Source organism: Rhodococcus sp. C1, from assembly GCF_020809065.1.
In the GTDB taxonomy this organism is placed as follows: Bacteria; Actinomycetota; Actinomycetes; order Mycobacteriales; family Mycobacteriaceae; genus Rhodococcus_F; species Rhodococcus_F qingshengii.
This window is the reverse complement of the sequence record NZ_CP078080.1, coordinates 1595005-1618776: the sequence shown is the minus strand read 5'-3', so window position 1 is coordinate 1618776 and position 23772 is coordinate 1595005. Positions and strand designations below refer to the sequence as shown.

Annotated in this window: 24 protein-coding genes and 1 riboswitch; of the genes, 9 read left to right on the top strand and 15 right to left on the bottom strand. The window is 63.9% G+C overall.

What is annotated here, in order from left to right; all coding sequences use genetic code 11:
* Positions 1 to 32: 32 nt before the first annotated feature.
* The 4 genes from KTR60_RS07480 to KTR60_RS07465 all read right to left on the bottom strand — a co-directional run bounded on the left by KTR60_RS07480 (position 33) and on the right by KTR60_RS07465 (position 3039).
* A complete protein-coding gene (locus KTR60_RS07480) occupies positions 33 to 1157 on the bottom strand; it encodes a glutamate--cysteine ligase (RefSeq protein ID WP_003945034.1) in 1125 nt (374 codons plus the stop codon).
* 90 nt (positions 1158 to 1247) lie between these two features.
* Positions 1248 to 1949 carry a superoxide dismutase[Cu-Zn] gene (gene sodC, locus KTR60_RS07475; RefSeq protein ID WP_007730117.1) on the bottom strand — a complete coding sequence of 234 codons (702 nt, stop codon included), beginning with the start codon at positions 1947 to 1949 and terminating at the stop codon, positions 1248 to 1250.
* A 95-nt stretch (positions 1950 to 2044) separates the two neighbouring features.
* Positions 2045 to 2635 (bottom strand): LytR C-terminal domain-containing protein, encoded by a 591-nt coding sequence (locus KTR60_RS07470; RefSeq protein WP_042926201.1) that lies wholly within the window; start codon positions 2633 to 2635, stop codon positions 2045 to 2047.
* A gap of 53 nt (positions 2636 to 2688) precedes the next feature.
* A complete protein-coding gene (locus tag KTR60_RS07465; RefSeq protein WP_007730120.1) occupies positions 2689 to 3039 on the bottom strand; it encodes a DUF3263 domain-containing protein in 351 nt (116 codons plus the stop codon).
* A 244-nt stretch (positions 3040 to 3283) separates the two neighbouring features.
* On the opposite strand from KTR60_RS07465, the gene KTR60_RS07460 reads away from it, so the two are divergent.
* Genes KTR60_RS07460 through KTR60_RS07450 form a run of 3 tightly spaced genes read left to right on the top strand, consistent with a single transcriptional unit; the run spans position 3284 to position 5652 of the window.
* Positions 3284 to 3883: a peptide deformylase gene (locus KTR60_RS07460; RefSeq protein ID WP_003945053.1), complete on the top strand. Its 600-nt coding sequence runs from the start codon at positions 3284 to 3286 to the stop codon at positions 3881 to 3883.
* Between the two features lie 40 nt (positions 3884 to 3923).
* Positions 3924 to 4835 (top strand): GNAT family N-acetyltransferase, encoded by a 912-nt coding sequence (locus KTR60_RS07455; protein WP_007730122.1) that lies wholly within the window; start codon positions 3924 to 3926, stop codon positions 4833 to 4835.
* Between the two features lie 16 nt (positions 4836 to 4851).
* Entirely contained in the window at positions 4852 to 5652 is an 801-nt protein-coding gene (locus tag KTR60_RS07450; RefSeq protein ID WP_003945060.1) for an exodeoxyribonuclease III, read from the top strand.
* A 44-nt stretch (positions 5653 to 5696) separates the two neighbouring features.
* On the opposite strand, the gene KTR60_RS07445 is transcribed toward KTR60_RS07450, so the two are convergent.
* Positions 5697 to 6047 (bottom strand): GNAT family N-acetyltransferase, encoded by a 351-nt coding sequence (locus KTR60_RS07445; RefSeq protein ID WP_003945052.1) that lies wholly within the window; start codon positions 6045 to 6047, stop codon positions 5697 to 5699.
* 237 nt (positions 6048 to 6284) lie between these two features.
* Here KTR60_RS07445 and thiD point away from each other — a divergent pair, with 237 nt between their 5' ends.
* On the top strand, positions 6285 to 7127 hold the full coding sequence (thiD, locus tag KTR60_RS07440) for a bifunctional hydroxymethylpyrimidine kinase/phosphomethylpyrimidine kinase (RefSeq protein WP_007730125.1): 843 nt from the start codon (positions 6285 to 6287) through the stop codon (positions 7125 to 7127).
* Between the two features lie 18 nt (positions 7128 to 7145).
* Here the strand turns inward: thiD and KTR60_RS07435 are convergent, their stop codons facing one another.
* The 7 genes from KTR60_RS07435 to thiO all read right to left on the bottom strand — a co-directional run bounded on the left by KTR60_RS07435 (position 7146) and on the right by thiO (position 13604).
* The gene (locus KTR60_RS07435; protein WP_007730127.1) at positions 7146 to 7997 is read right to left on the bottom strand and encodes an adenylate/guanylate cyclase domain-containing protein; all 852 of its coding nucleotides are present in this window, start codon (positions 7995 to 7997) and stop codon (positions 7146 to 7148) included.
* A gap of 97 nt (positions 7998 to 8094) precedes the next feature.
* A complete protein-coding gene (locus KTR60_RS07430) occupies positions 8095 to 9546 on the bottom strand; it encodes a M20/M25/M40 family metallo-hydrolase (RefSeq protein WP_007730129.1) in 1452 nt (483 codons plus the stop codon).
* 132 nt (positions 9547 to 9678) lie between these two features.
* Positions 9679 to 10449 carry an ABC transporter permease gene (locus KTR60_RS07425; RefSeq protein ID WP_047268852.1) on the bottom strand — a complete coding sequence of 257 codons (771 nt, stop codon included), beginning with the start codon at positions 10447 to 10449 and terminating at the stop codon, positions 9679 to 9681.
* Positions 10449 to 11438: an ABC transporter ATP-binding protein gene (locus KTR60_RS07420; RefSeq protein ID WP_125051626.1), complete on the bottom strand. Its 990-nt coding sequence runs from the start codon at positions 11436 to 11438 to the stop codon at positions 10449 to 10451. The genes KTR60_RS07425 and KTR60_RS07420 overlap by 1 nt, the downstream gene beginning before the upstream one ends.
* Positions 11439 to 11567: 129 nt before the next feature.
* Positions 11568 to 12320: a thiazole synthase gene (locus KTR60_RS07415; protein ID WP_007726857.1), complete on the bottom strand. Its 753-nt coding sequence runs from the start codon at positions 12318 to 12320 to the stop codon at positions 11568 to 11570.
* Entirely contained in the window at positions 12313 to 12528 is a 216-nt protein-coding gene (gene thiS, locus KTR60_RS07410) for a sulfur carrier protein ThiS (RefSeq protein ID WP_003944402.1), read from the bottom strand. Before thiS ends, KTR60_RS07415 begins: the two co-directional genes overlap by 8 nt.
* Complete coding sequence (thiO, locus tag KTR60_RS07405; RefSeq protein WP_003944311.1) at positions 12525 to 13604, bottom strand: glycine oxidase ThiO; 1080 nt, start codon at positions 13602 to 13604, stop codon at positions 12525 to 12527. Before thiO ends, thiS begins: the two co-directional genes overlap by 4 nt.
* A riboswitch (TPP riboswitch) is annotated at positions 13604 to 13750 on the bottom strand. (Overlaps the previous gene by 1 nt.)
* Positions 13751 to 13776: 26 nt before the next feature.
* Here thiO and thiE point away from each other — a divergent pair.
* On the top strand, positions 13777 to 14472 hold the full coding sequence (thiE, locus tag KTR60_RS07400) for a thiamine phosphate synthase (RefSeq protein WP_007726855.1): 696 nt from the start codon (positions 13777 to 13779) through the stop codon (positions 14470 to 14472).
* A 248-nt stretch (positions 14473 to 14720) separates the two neighbouring features.
* A complete protein-coding gene (locus KTR60_RS29195) occupies positions 14721 to 14852 on the top strand; it encodes a hypothetical protein (protein WP_003944354.1) in 132 nt (43 codons plus the stop codon).
* 92 nt (positions 14853 to 14944) lie between these two features.
* On the opposite strand, the gene KTR60_RS07395 is transcribed toward KTR60_RS29195, so the two are convergent.
* The gene (locus KTR60_RS07395; RefSeq protein WP_007726853.1) at positions 14945 to 15589 is read right to left on the bottom strand and encodes an NUDIX hydrolase; all 645 of its coding nucleotides are present in this window, start codon (positions 15587 to 15589) and stop codon (positions 14945 to 14947) included.
* A 158-nt stretch (positions 15590 to 15747) separates the two neighbouring features.
* Here KTR60_RS07395 and KTR60_RS07390 point away from each other — a divergent pair, with 158 nt between their 5' ends.
* From KTR60_RS07390 to KTR60_RS07380, 3 genes are read left to right on the top strand one after another with little or no spacing between them, the layout of a single operon-like run.
* Positions 15748 to 17109 carry a hypothetical protein gene (locus KTR60_RS07390; protein WP_007726852.1) on the top strand — a complete coding sequence of 454 codons (1362 nt, stop codon included), beginning with the start codon at positions 15748 to 15750 and terminating at the stop codon, positions 17107 to 17109.
* A gap of 14 nt (positions 17110 to 17123) precedes the next feature.
* Complete coding sequence (locus KTR60_RS07385; RefSeq protein ID WP_003944406.1) at positions 17124 to 18110, top strand: glutamate ABC transporter substrate-binding protein; 987 nt, start codon at positions 17124 to 17126, stop codon at positions 18108 to 18110.
* Between the two features lie 7 nt (positions 18111 to 18117).
* Positions 18118 to 20445, top strand: a complete 2328-nt coding sequence (locus KTR60_RS07380) for a serine/threonine-protein kinase (RefSeq protein ID WP_007726850.1) — start codon at positions 18118 to 18120, stop codon at positions 20443 to 20445.
* Between the two features lie 33 nt (positions 20446 to 20478).
* Here KTR60_RS07380 and KTR60_RS07375 read toward each other — a convergent pair whose 3' ends face one another.
* Both KTR60_RS07375 and pta read right to left on the bottom strand, forming a co-directional pair.
* Positions 20479 to 21678, bottom strand: a complete 1200-nt coding sequence (locus tag KTR60_RS07375; protein WP_007726849.1) for an acetate kinase — start codon at positions 21676 to 21678, stop codon at positions 20479 to 20481.
* Positions 21675 to 23759: a phosphate acetyltransferase gene (pta, locus tag KTR60_RS07370; RefSeq protein ID WP_039972712.1), complete on the bottom strand. Its 2085-nt coding sequence runs from the start codon at positions 23757 to 23759 to the stop codon at positions 21675 to 21677. Before pta ends, KTR60_RS07375 begins: the two co-directional genes overlap by 4 nt.
* Positions 23760 to 23772: the final 13 nt, after the last annotated feature.

Sequence of the window (23772 nt, the reverse complement as noted above, 5' to 3'; positions counted from 1 at the left end):
TCCGCGAAACAGTCCTTCGCACTGTGAACCTGCTAGGTGCCCAACTCTGCGACCAAGGCGTCGACGACCGCAACCAGATCGCCGCCCGTCGCTTCCGCGACACGACGTTGCCGCTGGTAGGACGCGCCGCGACGGGGAATGTCCGCCACCGACGCCAACTCGTCCGCGCAGCCGAGTGAGACCGCAATCGGCGCCAAGTCGTCGAGCAGGCGATCCAGATCGTCAGTGACGAGGCACTCGTTTGCGTCGGAGTCGAGGATGATCTCGGCGTCCAGTCCGTATCTCGCTGCGCGCCACTTGTTTTCCTTGACGTGCCACGGCTGCATGTTCGGCAGAGTCTCACCGGCGCTCAGTCTGCGGTCCAGATCGACGATGAGGCAGTGGACCAGAGCAACGAGGGCACCCAGTTCGGCGCGCGTCGAGACGCCGTCGAACACCCGGACCTCGATGGTTCCCCACTTCGGCGCGGGACGGATGTCCCAGTGCATGCCACCGATCTTGGTGATCACACCGGTCTTCATCTGGTCGTCGATGAACGACTCGTATTCGGCCCAGTTCTCGAACTGGTACGGAAGACCTGCGGTGGGGAGCTGCTGGAACATCAACGCTCGATTGGACGCATAGCCGGTGTCGACACCGGCCCACATCGGCGAGGATGCCGACAGCGCCAGCAAATGCGGATAGCGCTGCAGCAGTGCGTTGATGATGGGGAAAACGCGATCTGCGGACGAGACACCAACGTGGACGTGCACGCCCCAGATCAGCATCTGCCGACCCCACCACTGCGTGCGTTCGATGAGCTCGTCGTAGTCGGGCGTCCGTGTGACCAACTGAGTCGACCATTGCGCGAACGGGTGCGTGCCCGCGCTGATGAGGTCGACGCCGAGCGGATTCGCAGCGCGGCGAAGCAGATCCAGTGACCTGTCGAGATCACTCATCGCCTCGCCGACCGTCGAATGAATACCCGTAACGAGTTCGACGGTATTTCGCAGTAGTTCCTTGGTGATGTGCGGGGTTTCGGAGCCGGCAAGCTCTTCGACCGCCGAAAACACCTCGGCTGCTGTGTTGGAGAGATCTCTGGTCTTGCGATCGACCAGCGCGATCTCCCACTCCACGCCCAGCGTCGGGCGCGGCGAACCTGGAAATGGAACTACCACGCAGAGAATCCAATCACAGTGTCGGTAAAAACACCGTGCTGGCTACTGCGTGGTAGTCGCCGGAAGTGATGCAAAACTCAGGTGAGTTTGTCAGCTCTTGGTGATGACACCGCAAGCAACGCGTCCGCCTGCGTCACCGGTGTCGAGGGTCTGCTGATCCGGTGCCGGCGCGTAACGCGTCGGGATGTTGCCGAAGTTGTCCGCTCCGGCGTGGATCATGACGGATGTTCCACCGTTTGCGACCAGTTCGTCGACGGTGAATGCATCGGTCGTGGTGACCAGCGTGGCGGTGCCGTCTTCGAGGACCTGAACCGAAGTGAGGTCGCCGCTCGCCGGGTGGCCCGTGTGACCCTCGGCCTGGAAGTGTCCGCCTGCCGAGAGGAAGTTACCCGGCTCTCCGCCGCTGGGGGCAACGGAATTGGTCTCGCACTTGGCGACCTGGTGGACGTGGAATCCGTGGAAGCCGGGGGTGAGGCCCTTGGCGTCGAGGGTGACCTTGACGTCGCTACCTTCCTGCGCGAACGTGACCGTTCCGACCTTGGCGCCGTCGGTGCCGTTCAGCGTTGCGGTGACCGTTTCGGCAGAAGCGCCGGCGTGAGCCGTCTCGGAACCGTGGCCGCCCGCGCTTTCGTGCGCGCTGGGATCGGCTGCACCGGTCCACACCGGAGGAGTCGTGCCGGGGACGCTGCTGGGCTCTTCGCTGTTACTGCAAGCGGTCAAGCCGAAAGCGGCAATCGCGACTACAGGGGCAACGACGCGCCAGGACATACGCCGGGTGCTGCTGGGGGCCATCGAACCGCTCCTTTGAGGTGGCGAGAAAGTGCTTCTGATCATAACGGCGCGTGTAGTAGCTGGAACCGACGGGTCAGTTCCACCTTCACGACCGGTCAGTTGGAGGTCACGATCACGATCACGCCAGGTGACGCGTTCGCGATGCCGGCGAATCGAGGCTCTGCGGAGACTCCGAGTTCAGCCGCGATCTTCTGCGCCGCTGCCTTCTCCGCCGCGGACGATCCGTAATACACCGTCGTCGTACTGACGGTGCCCTCGCTGTAGTTACCCGTCTCCTCGACGTTCCAACCTGCTGCCGTCAATTCCTCGGCGGTGCCTGCTGCCAGACCGGAGACGGTGCTGTTGTTGAGAACTCGAACGCTGACATTCGACGTGTCGGTGCCGCTCGCGGAGCTGGAAGTCGTGGTCGTCGCAGTTCCCGAGGGTCGCGACGTGGTGGTGGTATCGCCCGAAGCGGGTTGTGTCGTCGCTGCCGGCTTGGTGGTGGCCGGCGCGGGGGCGCTCGTCGTGGCAGACGCCGAGGATTCGGTCTGCTCTGCTGCGGTGTTCTCGTCGCCCGATCCACCGTCGCTCGATCCACCCAGTGAGGCTGCTCCGAGACCGATGAACACGATCGCCAACGCGATCAACACCATGGCGATTGCGCGAAGCGGAGGTCCGGACGGCTGCTCTTTCGGGGTACTCACGATGTCGACCTTATCGCCAGTGCGTGGACAGCCCGATCATATGTACGCGTGATTCAGGTGACCTCGAAGCCGAGGCGACGCGCGGCCCTGGCCTTCTGACGGCTGGCACGCAGACGACGCAGGCGCTTGACCAGCATGGGATCAGCCGCCAAGGATTCGGGGCGATCGACCAAGGCGTTGAGAACCTGGTAGTAGCGGGTTGCCGACATGTCGAACAACTCCTTGATGGCTTCTTCCTTCGCACCGGCGTACTTCCACCACTGACGCTCGAAAGAGAGGATGTCGTGCTCCCGGCGGGTGAGGCCGTCTTCGCCGACCTCGTGCATGCCTGCTGTATCTACTACCGAATCGTCGGCGCCAGTGCCTTCGGACTGGTTCCGACTACGCGCGGTTGCGCCGTCCATGTCACTCCTCGACTGCTGTGCTCGGCGTCAGCGAGACTCGTATGCCCGGTGTTCTTTTTCCGACCGAATTCTCGCGGCCGTGAGTTTCCCGGTCCCCTGGCCCGAAGGTAACTCACAATTTCCCCCGCGGCCCACGTTCCGACCGAGCAACGAATTACATCGCTGTTCTTCAGCAACCATTGAACCATGATCGAGTGTGCGGGCCGTGATAACTACGCGGGCGCGCCGCACTATCCTTGTCCGCATGGCTATCCTCCCCATCCGAATCGTCGGCGACCCGGTACTGCACAAGGCGACAGAGCCGGTCACTCAGTCCCCGGCCGAGATCGCCGAACTGATCGCAGACATGTACGAGACGATGGACGCTGCCAACGGCGTCGGTCTGGCGGCCAATCAGGTCGGTGTTCCACTGCGAGTCTTCGTCTACGACTGCCCCGGTGACGACCGCAGCAGCGAGCGTCGACGCGGCGTCGTCGTGAACCCGGTACTCGAGACGTCCGAAATCCCCCAGACGATGCCCGACCCGGACGAAGACTTCGAGGGTTGCCTGTCCGTTCCCGGCGAGCAGTTCCCGACGGGTCGCGCCGATTGGGCGAAGGTCACCGGCACCGACGCCGACGGCAACCCGATCGAGGTCGAGGGCACCGGATTCTTCGCACGGATGCTCCAGCACGAGACCGGGCATCTCGACGGTTTCCTCTACACGGACGTACTGATCGGCCGCAACGCGCGCGCTGCCAAGAAGATCATCAAGCGTTCCGGTTGGGGCAAGCCCGGTCTGACCTGGACGCCGGGGACCGTCGACGATCCGTTCGGTCACGACGACGACGATTACGAAGACTGAGAATTCTGCTCTGAACGGCAACATTTCGATCGGTAGCCGGGTGGTTTTGCGATACAAGCTCCCACCCGGCTATTCGCATCCCATGACCGACGTCATCGGCATCCTCGAGGGCGCCGATCCCATCGCCGTCCGCGCCGGCGACGGTCGGCTGGTCCAGGTCTCCGCCGATCAGGTGATCGCGCTCAAGAGTCTCTCGGCCCGCCCGATTCGCATCGGCGAGATTCGAAACCTCGAAACGGCTGCTGCGGCGGCGTGGCCGGGGGTCGAGCAGGCGTGGATCGACGGTTGGTTGCTGCGCGCCGGTCACGGTGTCACCGGCCGCGCCAATTCGGCTTTGCCGCTCGGTGGTGCGGGGGCGGTTGCCGGCTTCGACGCGAGCACCATCGAGCGGATACGCCAGTGGTTCGGTGACCGCGGACTGCCGAACCTGCTGCTCCTCCCCGATCGACTCGGCACCGCTCCGGACGGGTGGACCAGCGAGAAGGAAACCATCGTGATGGCCGCCGATCTGGGCAATGTCACGCTGCCGCTCGGTCCTCCGGTCACCTCGTTCGCCGACCGCCCCGACCACAACTGGCTGTCGATGTACGACGCCCACGGCGATCCGGCGTACGTCGAGGCGGTCCTCACGGCTGTCGTGGGCAGTGCAACTTTCGGCGCGATCGGAAACACCGACACGACGCTTGCCATCGGGCGCGCTGCGCTCACCGAGGCACCCGACCACAAACGCTGGGTAGGGCTGACCGGCATTCACGTCGCCCCGGAACACCGTCGTCACGGAATCGGGTCGCTGATCTGCGGAGATCTACTCTCCTGGGGTCGTGAGAACGGTGCGACGCACGCGTACCTCCAGGTTTCGGCGGACAACTTCGCGGCGATCGCGCTGTACGAGCAGCTCGGATTCGTCGAACACCACCGCTACCGATACGCCACCGATCCTGTCGGCGGCTGACGCTAGGCTTGCCCTCGTGCGCATCGCTACCTGGAACGTCAACTCCGTCCGTGCCCGTACCGACAGGATCATCGACTGGCTCGGTCGATCCGACGTCGACGTCCTGGCAATGCAGGAAACCAAGTGCAAGGACGAGCAGTTTCCGTACGAACGCTTCAAGGAGATCGGCTACGAGGTCGCCCACGTCGGGTTGAGCCAGTGGAACGGTGTCGCCATCGCTTCCCGCGTCGGCTTGGACGACGTGCAGATCGGATTCGAGGATCAGCCCGGATTCGACAAGGATCCCGAGGCAGACCCGGTCCGCGAGGCACGTGCGATCGGTGCCACCTGCGGCGGTGTGCGGGTGTGGAGCCTGTACGTCCCCAACGGCCGTGAGCTGGAAGACCCGCATTACGCCTACAAGCTGGATTGGCTGGCCAAGCTGCGCGACGACGCGGAGGGCTGGCTCAAGCAGGATCCCGACGCGCAGATCGCCCTGGTCGGCGACTGGAACGTCGCTCCCACGGACGACGACGTGTGGGATCCCGCTTTCTTCGAGGGCAAGACCCACACGTCGGAGCCGGAACGAGCTGCGTTCACCGCCTTCACCGAGTCCGGGTTCGCGGACGTAGTTCGCCCGTACACACCCGGTCCCGGCGTGTACACGTACTGGGATTACACGCAGCTTCGCTTCCCGAAGAAGCAGGGTATGCGAATCGACTTCATCCTCGGCTCACCGGCATTCGCAGCTCGCGTCGAGGCGGCCGAGATCGATCGAAACGAGCGAAAAGGCAAGGGCGCCAGCGATCACGCTCCGGTGATCGTGAATCTCGGGTGATCGTGAATCTCGGAGCCTGATCGTCTGTTTGCACCCTCGGGCTTCTAGTCCTCGACGAGCAGTTCCAGATACTCGGGGTGCTCGCCGAGGTACCGCTGAACATAGGTACACACGGGCCGTACCGACCATTCACGTTCACGGGCGCAGTCCATTGCGAACTGCACGAGTACGGCTGCCAGTCCCTGCCCGCCGTACTCCTCTTTGACGACGGTATGCATGTACGCAACCACGTCGCCCGCTTCGGCTCCGCTCCCCGAAATCTCGTCTTCGTCGCGGTATCCGAGGATGCCGACCAACTCGTCGTCGGAGAGCAGTTCGAATCGTTCGTGCGACGGATTGTCCACGAGCGTGACTTCCGGTGAGGTTCCGGTTTTCGAATTTTCGATGTCGTTCATTGCGGCGACCTCCACGGCACGATGTGCACCTGCGCGATCGGCGACAGCTGCGTTCGCACGCTCTCCATAACTGTGATCCATGCCACTCATAGAATCAGCTACCGACGACGCTGTCCCGGGTTCGACCAATTTTTGCACCGGGAACGACCGGATCGCAATCGCAGTTCGCGCCGTCGTTCCCGCGAGAGGTGGGACCGAGCTGCCGTTTCCCCAGGTCCGATCGGTAGGCTCGTCGTCGTGAAGCTGCTGCCCCTGACCCCCGCCGGACAGACCCCGATTCGGGCATTGACCATCGCCGGAACCGACTCCGGTGGCGGAGCCGGCATTCAAGCCGATTCCCGCACGATGGCGATGTGCGGAGTGCACGCCTGCGTGGCCGTCGCCGCAGTGACGGTCCAGAATTCGGTGGGAGTCAGCGGATTCCACGAGATTCCGCCGGAGATCGTCGCCGACCAGGTGCGCGTCGTGGTCTCGGACATCGGCGTCGGTGCGGCGAAGACGGGAATGCTCGCGTCGACGACGATCATCGAAGCGGTGGCCGCGGTTGCCGCCGAGGTTGGGATCGGCCGCGACCGTCCGATTCCGCTCGTGGTCGACCCGGTGTGCGCGTCGATGCACGGCGATCCGCTGCTGCACGAAGAAGCTCTCGACGCGGTCCGCAACACCTTGATTCCGGCAGCCACGGTGGTCACTCCGAACCTCGACGAGGTTCGGTTGATCACCGGTATCGAGGTCGTCGACGACAAGAGCGCCCGCCAAGCGGCAGAAGCGCTGCATGCGCTCGGCGCTCAATGGTCCATCGTCAAGGGTGGCCACCTTCGTACTTCGGAGTTGTCCACCGACCTGTTGTTCGACGGCGACCGTTTCCTCGAATTCAGCGGTGCCCGGATCGACACCGGCAACGATCACGGCGGCGGAGACACGCTGGCTGCTGCGATCACTTGCGCTCTCGCACACGGCTATTCCGTTCCGGACGCGGTGGCGTTCGGCAAAGAGTGGGTGACCAAGTGTCTCGAGGCGTCGTACGACCTCGGCGCGGGACACGGTCCGGTGTCCCCGCTCTGGCGGCTCCAGGTCTAGCGCTCGAGGTCCAGGGCGCTAGTTCCGGCGCACGCGCCAGATTCCCAGGTCGACGGGAACTCCGTTGGGCGTGGTCGCGAAAAACCCTCGCCGCCATGGCCGGATCGTGAGATCGAGATCCTCCAGGGTGCCGGCTTCGAGTTCCTCGAGAGTTGTCGCCGACATCATGACGTTGCCGTCGCCGCCCAAGCCCATCATCCGGGCGGCGATGGTCACGTCGACGCCGAGCCAGTCGTCACCGATCTGACGCGGGGTACCCGTGTGTAGGCCGACGCGCATGCGCGGGGTGTATCCGTCGAGATCGACTTCCGCGAGCGCGTCCTGCGCGGTGAACACCGCCTTCAAAGCCGCATCCGGGCGAATGAACACTGCCATCAGACCGTCGCCCATCCGTTTGACGACGTGTCCGCCGTTGTCGGTGATCGGAGTTTCCACGGCCTGCGCCACCGCACGCAGAAGGGTCAGCGTCGCGCCGTCACCGGCTGCGAGCGACCAGGTGGAGAAGCCCACCAGATCGGTGAAGACGATGGTCAGTTCTTGATCGCCACGTCCGCGGCCCATCTTTTCCAGCGCTGCCTGCCACACCTGCAGTGCTCCGAGGCTCACTTCGCGAGTGGCTGCCGGCTTCTGATCGAGCAATCTGTCAGCGACGCGCGCCACGGCGCGGGCACCGCCGGGGCCGGCGAGCGAGAGCGGATCCCCAAACCCTGGATCACCGGGTAGTGCCCGCCTGAGGCGTCGTAGCGCGTCGATGAGCTGCTGCCGACGGTTAAGTTCTGCCGCAGAGTTCAAGACGACGTCGACGACGCCTCGAACCGAGGAGGAAGAAGCACCTGCCGTGTCGGTGTTCTCCGGGGACAGATCAGCCATAACTCAAGCGTAACTCAGAGTTACAGACAGTGTGCTGCCGCCGTTCTCGCACAGTGGCCTCCTGGTCGCTCGCACAGTCGATCATTCGGTCAGTCGATCATTCGGTTCTGGCCTGTGTCCGGGCATCGCCGACGGGAACTCCGTTCGGCCCGCTCAAATCCTGGGCATACGTCGCAACTCCGAAGGCTACTGCAGAAGCGTTGGCAGCGAGCGCTTCGCGATCGATGTTCGCGAGGTTGTCCTGGGCACTGTGGTAGTTCGGGTCGAAGGTCTCCTCCGCTTCTCCGCCCCACTTCTCGGCCTGTGCCGGCGTCTTGCGCTCGTCCGCGCCGCTGAACACGCCACCCGCCGGGATCCCGATCTCGATGAACGGGCCGTAGTCGGAGCGCCCGTCGAAGTCCGTTCCGTCCGCCGCAATCCCTCGCCCGGCGAGAAAATCGACGAAGGTGCGCTCGATGCCCGCCGACCCCTCGGGCCCGGGCCCCTCCCCGACGGCATCCGAGTTGTCGCCGTCGTAAGCCAGGTATCCGGCGTTGGGCGAACCGAGCATGTCGAAATTCAGGTACAGGGCGATGTCGGCCCGTTCCTGATCGCTCAGACCCTCGACGTAGCGGGTGGAGCCGACCAATCCCACTTCTTCCGCTCCCCAGAAAGCAAAACGCACGGCATTTTCGATGCTCGGTGAGCTTCCCATCTGCAGCGCGGTTTCCAGTACGGCTGCGGTACCGCTTCCGTTGTCGTTGATTCCGGGACCTTCCGGCACACTGTCCAGGTGGGCGCCCACGACAACCACGTTGTCGGTCGCGCCGGTCTTGGTCTGCGCAATCACGTTGCGCGACTTCGTCGTTTCCGTCGACGTGTCGAGAATCAGCGTGAGGTCTCCGGGCGCTGCGGCAAGAGCCTCGCCCGACGCCTTACTCACCCCGCCGGTCGGAATGCGGGCGTCTTCGGGTTCACCCAAGGTAGCCCCGCCCAGCATTGCGTCCTCGTTGTTGGCAACCAGCAACGCCGCCGCGCCGCGATCAGCGGCGATCTTCTGCTTGTCGCCGAACGGGCACACTCCGCGGGTGACCAGCACGATTGCACCGTTCACGTCGCGGCCGTCGTAGTCGGTGGCCTCGCAACCGGGGGTCTCGTCGGCGGGAATCGCCACCAGACGCGCCGTGATTCCGGTCGGTCCCGTGGAGGTGGAATATGTCAGCGCCCGCACCGGAACATCGGAGCCGTCAGCGGCTTTCAGGGATTCGGTGCCGGGATCGAAGGAGCTGAAGTCGAATTCCGGGGTGCTGACCTCGAAACCCTTGTCTTCGAGCAGGTTTGCCACGTAGTCGACACTGGCGTCGTAGCCGGGGGTACCGGCCGATCGATTGCCCTCGTTGTTGGCGGCGATCTTCTCGAGTTGCTCCAGATGCCCGGTCACGGCGTCGACCGTGACGGTCTCGGAGAATGCAACCGGGTCTGTCGGGACGGCCGCTTCACTTCCCGACGCGCATCCACTCACCACGAGTGCTCCAGCCATTGCGACCACAACCACACCGAAGAGTCTCATCTTCGGAGGATATCGGCCGGAGCACAGGAAAGGGACCCAGTACGAATGGTTTTTCGTACTGGGTCCCTACTCTGCTGTCACTCCTTGTTCTCGGTAGGTCTCCCGACAACACCTACCGAGGGAGCGACAAGATCAGGCGTCGCGACGATTCACGATGACGATACTTGCTCCGAAAATCACCAGAACGAAGGCCGCGAAGTAAATCAGGCTGCCCCAGGGTCCCCAGTGGAAGTCGACGCCACCGCTGCTCGCACTGAGGAAGTGGTTTGCATTCGCGAACGGCAGGAACGGAGTGATCTTCTCGCCGAAGCTGCCGAACAGTCCGAACAGGCTCTCGATGAGCAGCGGCCAGAGCAGGAGCAACGCAATAGCGCCGGCCGACTGGCGAATGATCGATCCGACGCCGACAGCGAGAATCACGCACAGGAAGGCGTAGATCGGGATGCCGTAGATCGCGCGCCAGTCACTGCCGCTCGACAGAGTCAATCCGGCACTCGCCTCGGTACCGGCGATGGCCTTGGCCATGGCGTACGCGCCGAAGGCGAGAACAAATGTCAGCACAGCACCGAAAGCACCGATGAGGCCGGCTTTGGCGATCAGAACCGAGGCACGGTTCGGAACGGCCTGGAAGGTGGTGCGGATGGTCCCGAAGCGGTACTCACTGGTGACCGCGAGGGCCGCCATGATCATGAGAACCATGATTCCGAAACCCGAGATGCCGGCCGTGGCAACGGCGGTGTCGAGGTCCGGTGCTCCCTGGACGTCGGAGGACGTCAGAGCCGACTTGGCAACCGCGCCCATGATGGCCGCGAAGCCGAGCGCGAGCACGACGATGATGACCGAGCACCACAGCGGCGACTTGGTCGTGGTGATCTTGATACGTTCAGCACTGAGAACAGCCATTACAGTGCACCTCCCATAGCCTGCTGCGTGTTTGCCTGCTGTGTATTTGCGTGGTGTGCACCGACACCCGGATCGATACCGGATGCGTGGTACTGGACATCGTCCCCGGTCAACTTCATGAACGCATCCTCGAGCGACCCCTGCACAGAAGCCAACTCGTACAACACGATTCCCTGCGAACCAGCTAAACCACCGATCACATCGGTGGTCGAATCCACGACCACCAATGCCGGGGCAACGCCGGAACCGTCTTCACGCACCGTCAGCCCCTGCGAGAGCAACACACTGCGCAACGCATCGAGCTGTGGGCTGCGCACGCGCACCGTCGACTCCGACGAACGATCCACGAACTCCGCGACCGTCGAATCCGAAATCAACCGACCCCGACCGATCACCACCAACTGCTCCGCCGTGAGCGCCATCTCCGACAGGAGGTGACTCGACACCAGCACCGTGCGGCCCTCGGCCGCCAACCGCTGCATGAACTTACGAATCCAGACGATGCCCTCCGGATCGAGACCGTTGACCGGCTCGTCGAACAACAACACCTTCGGATCCCCCAACAACGCACCCGCCAACCCCAGACGCTGCGACATACCCAACGAGAACCCGCCGGCCTTCTTGCCCGCCACCTCGGACAACCCGACCAACCCGAGCACCTCGTCGACGCGGGACTTCGGGATCCCGTTCGAAGCAGCCATCCACTGCAGATGTGCACGCGCACTGCGATTGGGGTGCACCCACTTCGCATCCAACAACGCACCCACCGTCCGCAACGGCGTCTTGAGCTCCCGGTACGGCTTGCCCTCGATCAACGCCGCACCCGACGTCGGCTGATCCAGACCCAGGATCATCCGCATCGTCGTCGACTTACCAGCACCGTTCGGGCCCAGAAAGCCCGTCACGATGCCCGGCTTGACCGTGAACGACAAATCGTCCACCGCTTTCGTCGGTCCGTAAACCTTGGTCAATCCCCTCAGTTCAATCATGAGGAGAACTTTGCCCTACCGGCAATGACCAGCACATCGGCCACAGGTCTAGTTCCGAGTGGTACTCAGGTAGGACACGAAGCCGGACAATCTGGGCATAACCCTGAGAAAACACCCGGAAATGGTCCGTCAGGACGATGCTTGGGCCCAGAACCGCTTGGGAATCCGGCCGGCGTGACGCGCTTCGAAACCTGCTACCACTGCGTGCCGCATCGCCGACGCCATCAACGCGGGATTCTTGGCCCGCGTCACCGCTGTCGCAAGTAGGACGGCGTCGCAGCCCAACTCCATGGCAAGGGTGGCGTCGCTGGCCGTTCCGATTCCGGCGTCGAGGATGACGGGCACGCCGGCGCGCTCGACGATCATCTCGATATTGTGCGGATTCGCGATACCCAGCCCTGTCCCGATGGGTGAACCGAGCGGCATGACTGCCGCGCAGCCGACCTCTTCGAGGCGAAGCGCCAGCACCGGATCGTCCGTCGTGTACGGCAGGACGGTGAATCCGTCGTCCACCAATTGTTCTGCGGCGGAGACGAGTTCGATTGCGTCGGGCAGCAGAGTCCGCTCGTCGGCGATGACTTCGAGTTTGACCCAGTTCGTCTCGAGCGCTTCGCGTGCCAACTGCGCCGTCAGGACCGCTTCGGCGGCGCCCCGACACCCGGCGGTGTTCGGCAACGGTTCGATTCCGAGGCGACGAAGCAGGTCCAGAACGCCGGTGCCGCCGGCCGCGTCGACTCGCCGCATCGCGACGGTGGTCAGTTCGGTACCGGAGGCGACAAGCGCTTCCTCGAGGACCGCAAGGTTGGCGGCGCCGCCTGTCCCCGTGATGAGCCGGGAACCGAAACTGCGGCCCGCGATAGTGAGAAGGTCCTGCTCAGCCACCCTGCACCGCCGTGAGGATCTCGATTTCCCAACCACGTCCGACGGATTCGTCCCAACGCCCGCGAGGAAAGAGCGCACCGTCGACGGCGACGGCGATGCCTTTGCTCGGCAACTCGAGGTGCGTCAGAAGTTCGGTCACCGTGACTGCTCGATCGAACTCGAGATCTTCGCCGTTGACGGTGATCCCGATCGGGACCTGCTCACTCATGAATTTTCCTTAGCTACTGCGAACCGCTCGGGTTCGGTTCCTTTTACCTCGACCAAAGATGTGCCGTTCAGCAACGCGACCGTCGCATCGGCGGTGACGGGCGTCAGCAGGACTCCGTTGCGGCCGTGCCCGGTGGAGACGACAACACGATCGGACACGCGCCCGATCAACGGCAGGTTGTCCGGCGTCATGGGACGCAGACCTGCCGCGCACTCGTACAGTTCGTATTCGCCGATCGCCGGCATCAGTGCCTCGGCGTCGTTGATCAGGTCCCGTACCCCGGCCATCGTGACCTGTGTGTCCTCACCAGACTCGTATTGTGTTGCGCCGACGACGATTCCGTCACCGCGCGGGACGAGGTAGGCGGGCCGCCCGTGGACGCTTCCGCGGATGGTGCGGCTGGGCGCCGGGGTGACTCCAGGCCTACTGCGCAAGCGAAGGATTTCGCCCTTGACCGGGCGTACCGGTAGCCCGGGCCACAGCTTGGGTGACGCGATACCGGCGGTGAGCACTATCTGATCGGTATCGAGTTCGGCAAGGTCGTCGACGGCCCGCGCGATCAATTCGACGCCGGATTCCGCACAGGCCTTCTGCAACGCCGCCAGCAGAAGTCTGTTGTCGACGGCGGACTCACCGACAGCCATCAACCCCGACCGGATGCCCCGGCCCAGCATCGGTTCGAGTTCACGGATGCGCGCGCGACCGAGAACTTCGAGTTCGTGCCCCTGCGAGCTCACCCACTCGGCGATGGTCTGCAGGTCCTGCGCGTCGGCAGCGTCGAGTGCAACCGTCAGCGAGCTGTCCGCGGTGAAGACCGATTGCCCGAATTTTCCGAGCTCCTCGCCGAACGTCGGCCACCGTTCCAGGGACGCTGCACCGATTGTCAACGCGGTTTCTTCACCCGGCCAGCCTTCGGAAAGCGGGGCAAGCATTCCGCCCGCCACCCACGAAGCACCTGATCCAATGGACGGGTCGTACAACCGAACGGCCCACCCGTCGCGGGCTGCTCGCCACGCGATAGCGAGACCGATGACACCGCCGCCGACAACCGACACCGTACGAGCGTGTGTACTCACGAAACTCCACCTCCACTTCCTGCGCCGGCATGATCCGGGTCAGGTCTGACGGTCGGGATCTGGTCGCGATCCCCTCTCAGCCCTACGAACCTCGCAGTCACGACAAAAAGTGACGACGACGTTTCAGGACTCCCGTGTCGAACCTTGCTCCCTAGAGGCTACCGTTTGCTCCGTGCACCCCACACATCCCAGTAACGACATCGACCGGCGCGAGCGCCTGGCAGCAGCACGGCTGTACCTGTGCACCGACGCGCGCCGCGAGAAAGGCGACCTCGCGCAGTTCGCCGAGGCAGCATTGTCCGGCGGAGTCGACATCATCCAATTGCGTGACAAAGGCTCTGCCGGTGAGCGCGAGTTCGGCCCGCTCGAGGCCAAGGACGAACTGGTGGCGCTGGGCATTCTCGCGGCCGCAGCGCGACGCCACGGCGCATTGTTGGCCGTCAACGATCGCGCGGATCTCGCGATGGCTTCCGGCGCCGACATCCTCCACCTCGGCCAGAACGACATTCCCGTCCCCTACGCGCGAACCGTTGTCGGTGAAGACGTCGTCATCGGCCGTTCGACGAGCAGTCGCGCGCAGGCGAGTCTGGCCGCCATCGAGGAGGGCGTCGACTACTTCTGTACCGGGCCGGTCTGGGCGACACCGACCAAACCGAATCGAAGTGCGTCCGGTTTGGAACTGGTTCGATCGACCGCCGACGCCGCACCGCCGCGGCCCTGGTTTGCGATCGGCGGCATCGACGAGGAACGTCTGCCAGAGCTGCTCGATGCCGGCGCCACGCGCATCGTCGTCGTGCGTGCAATCACGCAAGCATCGGATCCCCAGGCGGCCGCGCAACGCCTCGCCGCAGCCGTCGCTGGGCGCTGAAAGCCGGTAACTGGCGTTCGTCAAGTGTTTGCCGGGCGATTTCCGCACAGTTACGGGTCAGCACGCCTGACTCGAATTGTGAACGGAAGTTGTCCGATCAGACAACAAACTCCCAGTTCCTAGGTGCGATTGGATGTCCGAAAAGTCGGATTAAGTGATCTTGCTCACAGTTGCTTCGATTGCGTGTCACATCCCATTCGGTTTGTTGTAGTTTACCTCCAGTTACTAACTGAACCTAGGAGCACTAAATGGGATCCCTCGACACCGGCTCGCTCAGCACCGAATCGCTCGAAGACCTGAACCTCGGCAAGATCAGCGAGCTGCTCAAGCTCGGTATCACCGCGGTCAGCTTCATCACGGCGCTGAACTCGCTCAGCTGAGCCTCGTTTCGGTCGACGACCGAAACACCGAAGGGCCGGACTCCCGCGGAGTCCGGCCCTTCTGCTGTGTATGAACTGTGAAGACTCGACTGCTACGACTGGGTACTGCTCGCCTCGGACAGGTTCTGGTCGCTGCCTGCCTGGTCACCGCGTGCCTGGTCGCTGCCTGCCTGGTCGCTGCCTGCCTGGTCACTGCCGTGGTGGGAACTACCCGACAACCATCCGAATCCGCCGTCCTCGAGCACGACGGTGTGCGGATCGCCGTCCACGGCCACAACAGGCTCGGTCCGGAGGTCGGGCCATGAGGAACCGAAGCCCGGATGCAGCGGCAGTGAGTCGACGTCGGCTTCGCGTACCCACCGCAACTCGGTGCTCTCACCATTGGCAACCGTCGACAGTGGATGCGCCGCGTCAGCCACGACGGTGGTGTAAGTCCACCCGCTCTCGGCGCGCATCGTCACTACTTCCCCGCGGACACGGACGGCGTCCTCGGCGATACCTGCTTCTTCGTGTGCCTCCCGGACGGCAGCGTGCGTCGTGCTCTCGTGTGAGTCCCGCGCACCGCCGGGCAGTGCCCACGTTCCGCCCTGATGGCTCCACGCCGCACGATGCTGCAGCAAGACCATGGGTGATCCGTCCGAATCGGGGGCACGCAGAAGCAGTCCTGCAGCTCCGTGTTTACCCCAATGCCGAGTACCGTCCGATCCGATGGACCAACCGTCACCGTCACCACGCATCGACTACCTCGCTCCGCCCGCTCTCGCCGTTGTCCCACACTAACCGTTTCAATCTGCTCCAGGTGTAGGTGATGCTTATATGCTCGCGAAGATGCCCTGAATCATTTCTCGGCGGCATCATTTCTCGGTAGCCCGCCTACAGCGAAGTGAGGTGCTCGATGGTCGACCGTGTCGTCCCGTCCATCGAACCCCGGTCGCTGCCGCACTCCGAGGCCACATCAGTGTCGGCGGAGGACGAGCAGGCACTTCTGCGGCGCGAACTGCAGGCCTTCATGTCCTCGACGCCTGGCCGGTTGACCGTCGTCGGACTGATCCTGATCGCGATCACTTTGATCTCCGGACTCCTCGCCACCGCAGCGATCGAGAACCGCCAGGCGAACCTCGACCTCCTCCTCGTCGAAACCGAGCCTCTCGCCAACTCGGCCCAGAATCTCTACAGTGCGTTGTCCTTGGCAGACGCCGCCGCGGCCACCGCCTTCATCTCCGGCGGCCTCGAACCCGCCGAAGTCCGCGACCGATACACGCAGTCGATCGGTGAGGCCTCTGCGGAGATCGTCCAGGCGTCGGCCGGTCTCGACTCGACCGATCTTGCCGGTCACAGCGCGTTGACCACAATCTCGACCGACCTCTCCGTCTACACCGGGCTGGTCGAAACTGCACGGGCGAACAATCGCGTCGGAAACCCGGTCGGGGCAGCATATTTGAGCGAGGCCTCGCAGTTGATGCAGACCTCGCTGCTGCCGATGGCCCAGCAACTGCACGCCTCGCAGGAGACGCTGGTCTCCCAAGTACAGCGCGATTTCGAGACTCCACCGTGGTGGCCGATCGTGGCGTTCGTCTTCGTGCTGTGCGCGCTGGTGGCGACACAGATGTACTTCTCCCGCAAGAGTCGCCGACGCTTCAATCTCGGGTTGATCCTTGCCTCGCTCGCGGTCGCTGCAGCTCTGCTGTGGCTGCTCACGGTCGGACTGGTCTCCGCACTGGCCACCGGGCGCGCGCTCGACGCCGGGGCCGAGCCACTGCACGAACTGACCGAGGCACGAATCATGGCGCAGCAAGCACGCACCGTGGAAACCCTCACGCTGGCGAGGCGGGATTCGACCGCCGAGGACAACGTGACGTTCACCCGCAAGGTCGATGCTCTGCGGGACATCCTCGAGGGCCTGCAAAGCGACGAACGCGCCCGAGTGAACAGCGAAGTGCTGACCGCCGCACTCGACTCGCGCCAGCAGTGGGTGGCTGCGCACACGCGCATGTACGACCGTCTCGGAAACGGCGACTTCACGTCCGCCGCAGCCATCACCATCGGCGCCGGAGAACAGGATTCGGCCGCGGAGTACGGAAAGCTCGATCACGAACTCTGGCAGGGAATCGTGGATTCGCGCACGAATCTTCGGTCCGACGTCTCGTACGCCTCCCGGGTGTTGGCTGCCTCTGCACCGGGCATGTCTGTATTGGCAGTTCTCGGAGTTGCCGGAATCTTCATCGGATTCTGGCCTCGACTGCGGGAGTATCAGTGACGGGAGTACCGGTGATGCGGAGGAAGAGCCCGGCCGTATGTGTCGCGGTTCTGGCAGCGGCCATGCTGGTGCTCGCCGGTTGCGGTGCGGATCGAGCCGAAGACTTGGACAACGCAGGCGCCACGTCGTACACGGAACCGCCGCTGCCGGCCGAGGCCACCATCGCTCCCAGCCCGACACCGACGACTACCGCGTCGTGCACCAACCTCACCGCGAGCCTGCGGCCCACCCCCGCAGACGCATCTCCGCAGCCACCCACGCCGAGCCTCGACGCCATCCGCGCCCGCGGGCGGCTGATCGTGGGCCTGGACACCGGTTCCAACCTCATGAGCTTTCGCGATCCGGCCACCGGGCGCCTCGAGGGTTTCGACGTGGACATCGCCCGCGAAATCGCCCGAGATCTGCTCGGTGACCCGGAGAAGATCGAGTACCGAATCCTGACGTCGGACGATCGGATCGCCGCACTCCAGGAATCGATGGTCGACGTGGTCGTCAAGACCATGACCATCACGTGCGAGCGGCGCGAGAAGGTCGACTTCTCGACGCAGTACTTCTCCGCTGAACAACGAATTCAGGTCTTGCAGGGGTCATCCGTCCGCGGCATCGACGACCTCGCAGGCAAGCGGGTCTGCGCTGCCCGGGGAACGACCTCGGCGACTCGAATCCAGCAACTCCAACCCGAAGCGACCGTCGTCACCGTCCCGATGTGGTCCGACTGCCTCGTCGTCCTCCAGCAGGGGCAGGTGGACGCGATCAGCACCGACGACACGATCCTCGCGGGCCTCGCCTCGCAAGACCCGTATCTCATGATGGTCGGTGGCTCACTGGGCGTCGAACCATACGGAATCGGAGTGAACAAGGACAACCCCGACTTGGTCCGATTCGTCAACGGAACACTGGATCGGATCCGGAGCGACGGGACCTGGAACCGTATCTACGACCGCTGGCTCAGCGTCCTCGGTCCTTCGCCCGGTCCCCCGCCGGCCGTCTACCGGGATTGAGGCTGACATGACCGAAGAAACCGGCCCCGAGCCCGACGCCACGCAGGCTTCCCTGCGTCCCGAACCCGAAGCCACCGGCGCCTACGAGCGGCCCGAGCCCGAAGCCACGGGCGCCTACGAGCGTCTCGAACCGACCTCGGCCCAGATACGAGGAACCACGCCGTCCGCATCCTCCTCCCCGACCGGCCGCTCCACTCGATCCCGCCGCAGCCGGTCGGGACGAAAGCTGCGCCTCGGCGGCGGCCTGGTCGAGGTTCCCCCCGTCCCTCAGATCGACCCCGCATCTGCGGTGATGAGTGACCCGACCGTCCCCGAGCGGAAACGGTTCTGTTGGAAATGCAACGAACCAGTCGGTCGTAAGAGCGCAAGCACCAAGGCAACTCAGCACGGCACCTGCCCCAAGTGCGGTTCCACTTTCGACTTCCGTCCACTCCTCGAAGAGGGCGAATTGGTGTCCGGTCAGTACGAGGTTCAAGGGCCCATCGCGCACGGCGGCCTGGGATGGATCTACCTCGCGATCGATCGCAATGTCAGCGACAGGTGGGTAGTTCTCAAGGGGCTCTTGCATTTCGGTGATTCCGAAGCGCAAGCCGTTGCGGTGGCCGAGCGTCAGTTCCTCGCCGAGGTCGCCAACCCCAGCATCGTCAAGATCTTCAACTTCGTCGAGCATCCGCGCCCGGATGGCACACCCATGGGGTACATCGTCATGGAGTACGTGGGTGGGCGATCATTGCGCGAGGTGCTGGCCGAATTCCCGGACGGCAAGCACATGCCGATCGAGCAGGCAATCGGCTACGTACTGGAAATCCTTCCGGCGCTGAGCTATCTGCATTCCACCGGCCTGGCCTACAACGACCTCAAACCCGAGAACGTAATGGTCACCGAGGATCAGTTGAAGCTGATCGATCTCGGCGCCGTGTCCGGAATCGAAGACTACGGATACCTGTACGGTACCGCCGGCTATCAAGCACCCGAGATCATCGAGACCGGTCCGACCATCGCCTCCGACATCTTCACCGTCGGAAGAACACTCGCGGTTCTCACCCTCGACATGCCCTCGAAGCACGGACGGTACCTCGACGGCCTTCCCGAACCGGAGGACGAGCCACTACTGCGCGACCACGAGTTCTTTCACCGTCTACTGTTACGCGCCACCGACCCGGATCCGAAGAAGCGATTCCAGTCCGCCGAGGAAATCGCGGGACAACTCACCGGCGTTCTGCGAGAAATCCTCGCCGAGCAGACCGGGCAGGAGAATCCCGGACTCTCGCTCGTGTTCAGCAGGCAGCGAACGTCTTTCGGCACCGATGAATTGGTCGGGCAAACCGATGTGTACGTGGACGGTGTCAGCCACGACGCCGCTCTCGATCCGCGCGAAGTTGCGCACGCACTTCCCATTCCGTTGGTCGACCCCACCGATCCCAGCGCGCCGTTGCTGGCAGCGGCGGTGCACAGCGAACCGTCTCAGACTCTCGATGCTCTCAAGCATGCCCGCGAGAACGGAATCGACCGAACGTCAGGCACACCGGCGGCCGCCGTCTCGGGCGAAGTTCGACTGGCCGAGGCCAAAGCTCATCTCGATCTCGGTGATCCGGAAACCGCACTGACAGTTCTGGGCGAACTCCAGCAGAACATCGGGGACCACTGGAAGATCGAGTGGTATCGAGGACTTGCGGCGTTACAACTGGACCGATTCGAGCCCGCTTTCAGTCACTTCGAGACAGTTCTCACCGCACTGCCCGGCGAGGCTGCACCAAAGCTGGCGTTGGCAGCGACGGCAGAACTGATCCTCCAGCACTGGGAGAGCGACGACCCGGACCAATGGTGCCGCTTCTCCGAGAAGTACTACCGCACCGTCTGGCGGACCGAACGGAACTACGTCAGCGCAGCATTCGGGCTCGCCCGACAACTCGCCGATCACGGCAACAAGAAGGCAGCCATCGCCGCCCTCGACGAAGTACCCACGTCTTCCCGGCACTACAACGTCGCACGGATGTCCAGCGCTCTGACGATGCTGTCCGGCGTTCCGATCGCCGAACTCGACGAATCGACTCTGCGGGAAGCCGCCCGTCGTGTTCGGGCGCTGCCTGCTGAAGAGAGCCGAAGCCTGCAGATGCGAACCCTGGTGTTGGGCACGGCACTCGATTGGATTCGCTACGGCAATCGCTCGCACACCGAACTCGAACCCATCCTCGACCTGCCCTTCACCGAGCAAGGTCTGCGCACCGGAGCCGAAGCCTGCCTTCGCGCCCTCGCTCGCGCCACGACCTCCCGCACGCACCGCTACGCCCTCGTGGACCGGGCGAATGCGGTGCGTCCGCGCAGCAATTTCTGACGGACGCCCCGAGGTTTACAGTGCTGCAGAAACCTACAGTGCGGCCACCAAAGCCTTCGCCGCGCGGGCGATCGCCAACTCCTCGTTGGTGGGGACCACCAGCACCTCGACGGCCGACGAGGATGCGGAGATACGACGCTCGTCGCGACTCTTCGCCTCGTTGAGAGCCGGATCGACCTCGATACCGAGACGGGAAAGCCCGGCCAGGCTGTCGCGTCGTACGTCGATGTTGTTCTCGCCAACACCGCCGGTGAAGGTGATGACGTCGACGCCACCGAGTTGAACGATGAAGGCGCCGATGTACTTACGGAGCATGTGTACGTAAACGTCGTACGCAAGTTGTGCGTCTTGGTCGCCGCCCTCGATCAGTGCGAGCAGGGCACGGAAATCGTTGACTCCCGACAGTCCCTTCAAACCGGAGCGCCGGTTGAGGAGGTCGTCGATCTCGTCGACCTTCATTCCCGAGTTGCGATTGAGGTGCAAGATGATGCCTGGGTCGATGTCGCCGCTGCGGGTGCCCATGACAAGACCCTCGAGCGGGGTGAGGCCCATCGTGGTGTCGATGGCCTTGCCGCCCTTGATTGCCGAGGCCGAAGCGCCGTTTCCGAGGTGCAGGACTATCTGATTCAGCTCGGCGGGATCCTTGCCGAGGAACTCCGCGACCCGTCCAGACACGTATTCGTGTGAGGTCCCGTGGAAGCCGTACCGGCGAATCTGGTTGGCCTTGGCCACATCCCGATCGATCGCATAGGTGGACGCCGCCGCGGGCAGTGTGTGAAAGAAGGCAGTGTCGAACACTGCGACGTGCGGAACGTCGGGCAGTTCCTCGCGCGCCACCTCGATACCGATCACGTTGGCCGGATTGTGCAGCGGCGCAAGGTTCGACAAATCCGCGATGGCTTTCACGACGCCGTCGTCGATGAGAGTCGGCGAATAGAAGATGTCACCACCGTGCACGACTCGGTGACCGACTGCGATGATTCCGGCCTCACTCAGCGGCCGCCCGACCTCGGCGACGATGTCGAGCACCATCTTCAGACCTGCGCGGTGATCGGCGATCGGAAGGCTCCGGTCTTCGACTCCGGTGCGGTGGTTGTAGACGATGTGGCCGTCGGGCTCACCGATGCGCTCGATGAGACCGTGTGCCACCGATTCCGCCGTATCCGGATGCACGAGTTGAAATTTGATGGATGACGAGCCGGAATTGATGACCAGTACGGTGCCGTCGCTCACGCTTGCGCTCCCTGTGCCTGTATTGCCGTGATAGCCACGGTGTTGACGATGTCCTGGACCAACGCTCCACGCGAGAGGTCGTTGACCGGCTTGTTCAGTCCCTGCAGAACCGGCCCGACGGCGATAGCACCGGCGCTACGCTGCACTGCCTTGTACGTGTTGTTGCCGGTGTTCAGGTCCGGGAACACGAACACCGTTGCTTTGCCCGCCACCAGCGAATCCGGCATCTTCTTGTCGGCGACACTCTGCTCGACGGCGGCGTCGTACTGAATGGGCCCTTCCACCAACAGATCCGGTCGACGCTCGCGCACCAAAGCGGTCGCGGTGCGAACCTTGTCGACGTCGGCTCCGCTGCCCGAATCCCCGGTGGAGTACGAGAGCATCGCGATGCGCGGATCGATCCCGAACTGCGACGCCGTCTGTGCGGACGAGATCGCGATGTCCGCCAACTGCTCCGACGTCGGGTCCGGAACCACGGCGCAGTCACCGTAGGAGAGAACGCGGTCGGCCAGGCACATCAGGAAGATGCTCGAGACCGTCGAGACACCGGGGGCGGTCTTGATGATCTCGAACGAGGGTCGAATCGTGTGAGCGGTGGTGTGTGCAGCGCCGGACACCATGCCGTCGGCAATTCCCAAGTGCACCATCATCGTTCCGAAGTACGAGATGTCGGCGATCACCTCGCGGGCCCGCTCGATGGTCATGCCCTTGTGCGCACGCAGCGCGGTGTATTCCTGTGCGAAGCGCTCGGTGTACTCGGACTGCGCGGGTGCGAGTACCTGCGCGCCACTGATGTCGACGCCGAGTTCCGCGGCGCGTCGACGCACACTGGGTTCGTCACCGAGGATCGTCAGGTCGGCAACCTGGCGCTGCAGCAACCGGCCGGCCGCGCGGAGGATCCGGTCGTCGTCACCCTCAGGCAGGACGATGTGCTTGCGATCGCGTCGAGCGCGGTCGATCAGCTTGTACTCGAACATCTGTGGGGTCACGACGGACGGGATCGGCAGTGCCAGTCGGTCCATCAGGATGTCGGCGTCGACGCGCTGTTCCATCAAGCTCAACGCGGTGTCGACCTTGCGCTGCGAACCGACTGCCACGCGTCCGCGGGTTTGGGCTGCGGCGCTTGCGGTGTCGAAGGTACCGAGGGTTGTCGTCAGGATCGGAAGACGCTGTTTGAGGCCGGCCATCAACGCTGCGATGGCTGGGTGCGGTGTGATTCCGCCGTTCATGATGATGCCCGCGAGCGACGGAAATCCTTCCGCCTCATGTGCATTGAGCAATGCGAGCAGTACGTCCGAGCGATCGCCCGGTGCGATGACGACCATGCCCTCGACCAGACGCTCGAGGATGTGCTCCGCGGTCATGCCGCCCACCATCACCTTGAGCGCTTCGCGGTGCAGCAGTTCCGGGTCACCCGAATACAACTCGCCGCCGGTGGCCTCCATCAACTCGGCCATCGTGGGCGAGACGAGCAACGGAATCTCCGGCAGGCTCCACGTCGGAACTCCGATGTCGGACAGCGCTGCGGTGACCTCGTCGAGCTTGTCGGGATCGCAACGATTGGCGACGACCGCGAGCAGATGAGCGTGGTTGGCGGCCAACTCGGCGGCGCATAGATGCGCGAGCTGGGCGACCTCCTCGACACTGCGCCGAGCGCCTCGAACCGCCAGCAGAACCGGCGCGCCGAGGTTCACGGCGATGCGGGCGTTGAAGCTCAGCTCGCTCGGGCTTGCTACGTCGGTGTAGTCACTTCCGATGATGACGACGGCGTCGCACTGCTCGGCCACGGTGTGGTACTTCGCGACGATGTCGGCCAGCGCGGCTTCAGGATCGGCGTGAACCTGCTCGTAGGTGACGCCGAGTGCGTCGGCGTAGGAGAGATCGGCGGTGGTGTGCTCGAGCAGCAGTTCGAGGATGTAGTCGGTTTCCTCGGTAGAGCGGGCGATCGGGCGGAAGACACCGACCCGGGCGACGGTCGCGCACAGCATCTGCAGCACGCCAAGCGCGATGGTGGATTTTCCGGTGTCACCTTCAGGAGAGGCAACGTAGACACTCGACACGGCAGCGGGCGCTTCTGGCATGCCCAACAGCCTA

Coding starts and splice junctions, on each gene's coding strand:
- KTR60_RS07465 (WP_007730120.1), bottom strand. CDS start 3,039: ATGGACGGCGCAACCGCGCGTAGTCGGAACCAGTCCGAAGGCACTGGC.
- KTR60_RS07445 (WP_003945052.1), bottom strand. CDS start 6,047: ATGAACGACATCGAAAATTCGAAAACCGGAACCTCACCGGAAGTCACG.
- KTR60_RS07435 (WP_007730127.1), bottom strand. CDS start 7,997: ATGGCTGATCTGTCCCCGGAGAACACCGACACGGCAGGTGCTTCTTCC.
- KTR60_RS07420 (WP_125051626.1), bottom strand. CDS start 11,438: ATGATTGAACTGAGGGGATTGACCAAGGTTTACGGACCGACGAAAGCG.
- KTR60_RS07380 (WP_007726850.1), top strand. CDS start 18,118: ATGACCGAAGAAACCGGCCCCGAGCCCGACGCCACGCAGGCTTCCCTG.
- KTR60_RS07390 (WP_007726852.1), top strand. CDS start 15,748: ATGGTCGACCGTGTCGTCCCGTCCATCGAACCCCGGTCGCTGCCGCAC.
- thiS (WP_003944402.1), bottom strand. CDS start 12,528: ATGAGTGAGCAGGTCCCGATCGGGATCACCGTCAACGGCGAAGATCTC.
- KTR60_RS07395 (WP_007726853.1), bottom strand. CDS start 15,589: ATGCGTGGTGACGGTGACGGTTGGTCCATCGGATCGGACGGTACTCGG.
- sodC (WP_007730117.1), bottom strand. CDS start 1,949: ATGGCCCCCAGCAGCACCCGGCGTATGTCCTGGCGCGTCGTTGCCCCT.
- KTR60_RS07385 (WP_003944406.1), top strand. CDS start 17,124: ATGCGGAGGAAGAGCCCGGCCGTATGTGTCGCGGTTCTGGCAGCGGCC.
- KTR60_RS07430 (WP_007730129.1), bottom strand. CDS start 9,546: ATGAGACTCTTCGGTGTGGTTGTGGTCGCAATGGCTGGAGCACTCGTG.
- KTR60_RS07460 (WP_003945053.1), top strand. CDS start 3,284: ATGGCTATCCTCCCCATCCGAATCGTCGGCGACCCGGTACTGCACAAG.
- KTR60_RS29195 (WP_003944354.1), top strand. CDS start 14,721: ATGGGATCCCTCGACACCGGCTCGCTCAGCACCGAATCGCTCGAAGAC.
- KTR60_RS07425 (WP_047268852.1), bottom strand. CDS start 10,449: ATGGCTGTTCTCAGTGCTGAACGTATCAAGATCACCACGACCAAGTCG.
- pta (WP_039972712.1), bottom strand. CDS start 23,759: ATGCCAGAAGCGCCCGCTGCCGTGTCGAGTGTCTACGTTGCCTCTCCT.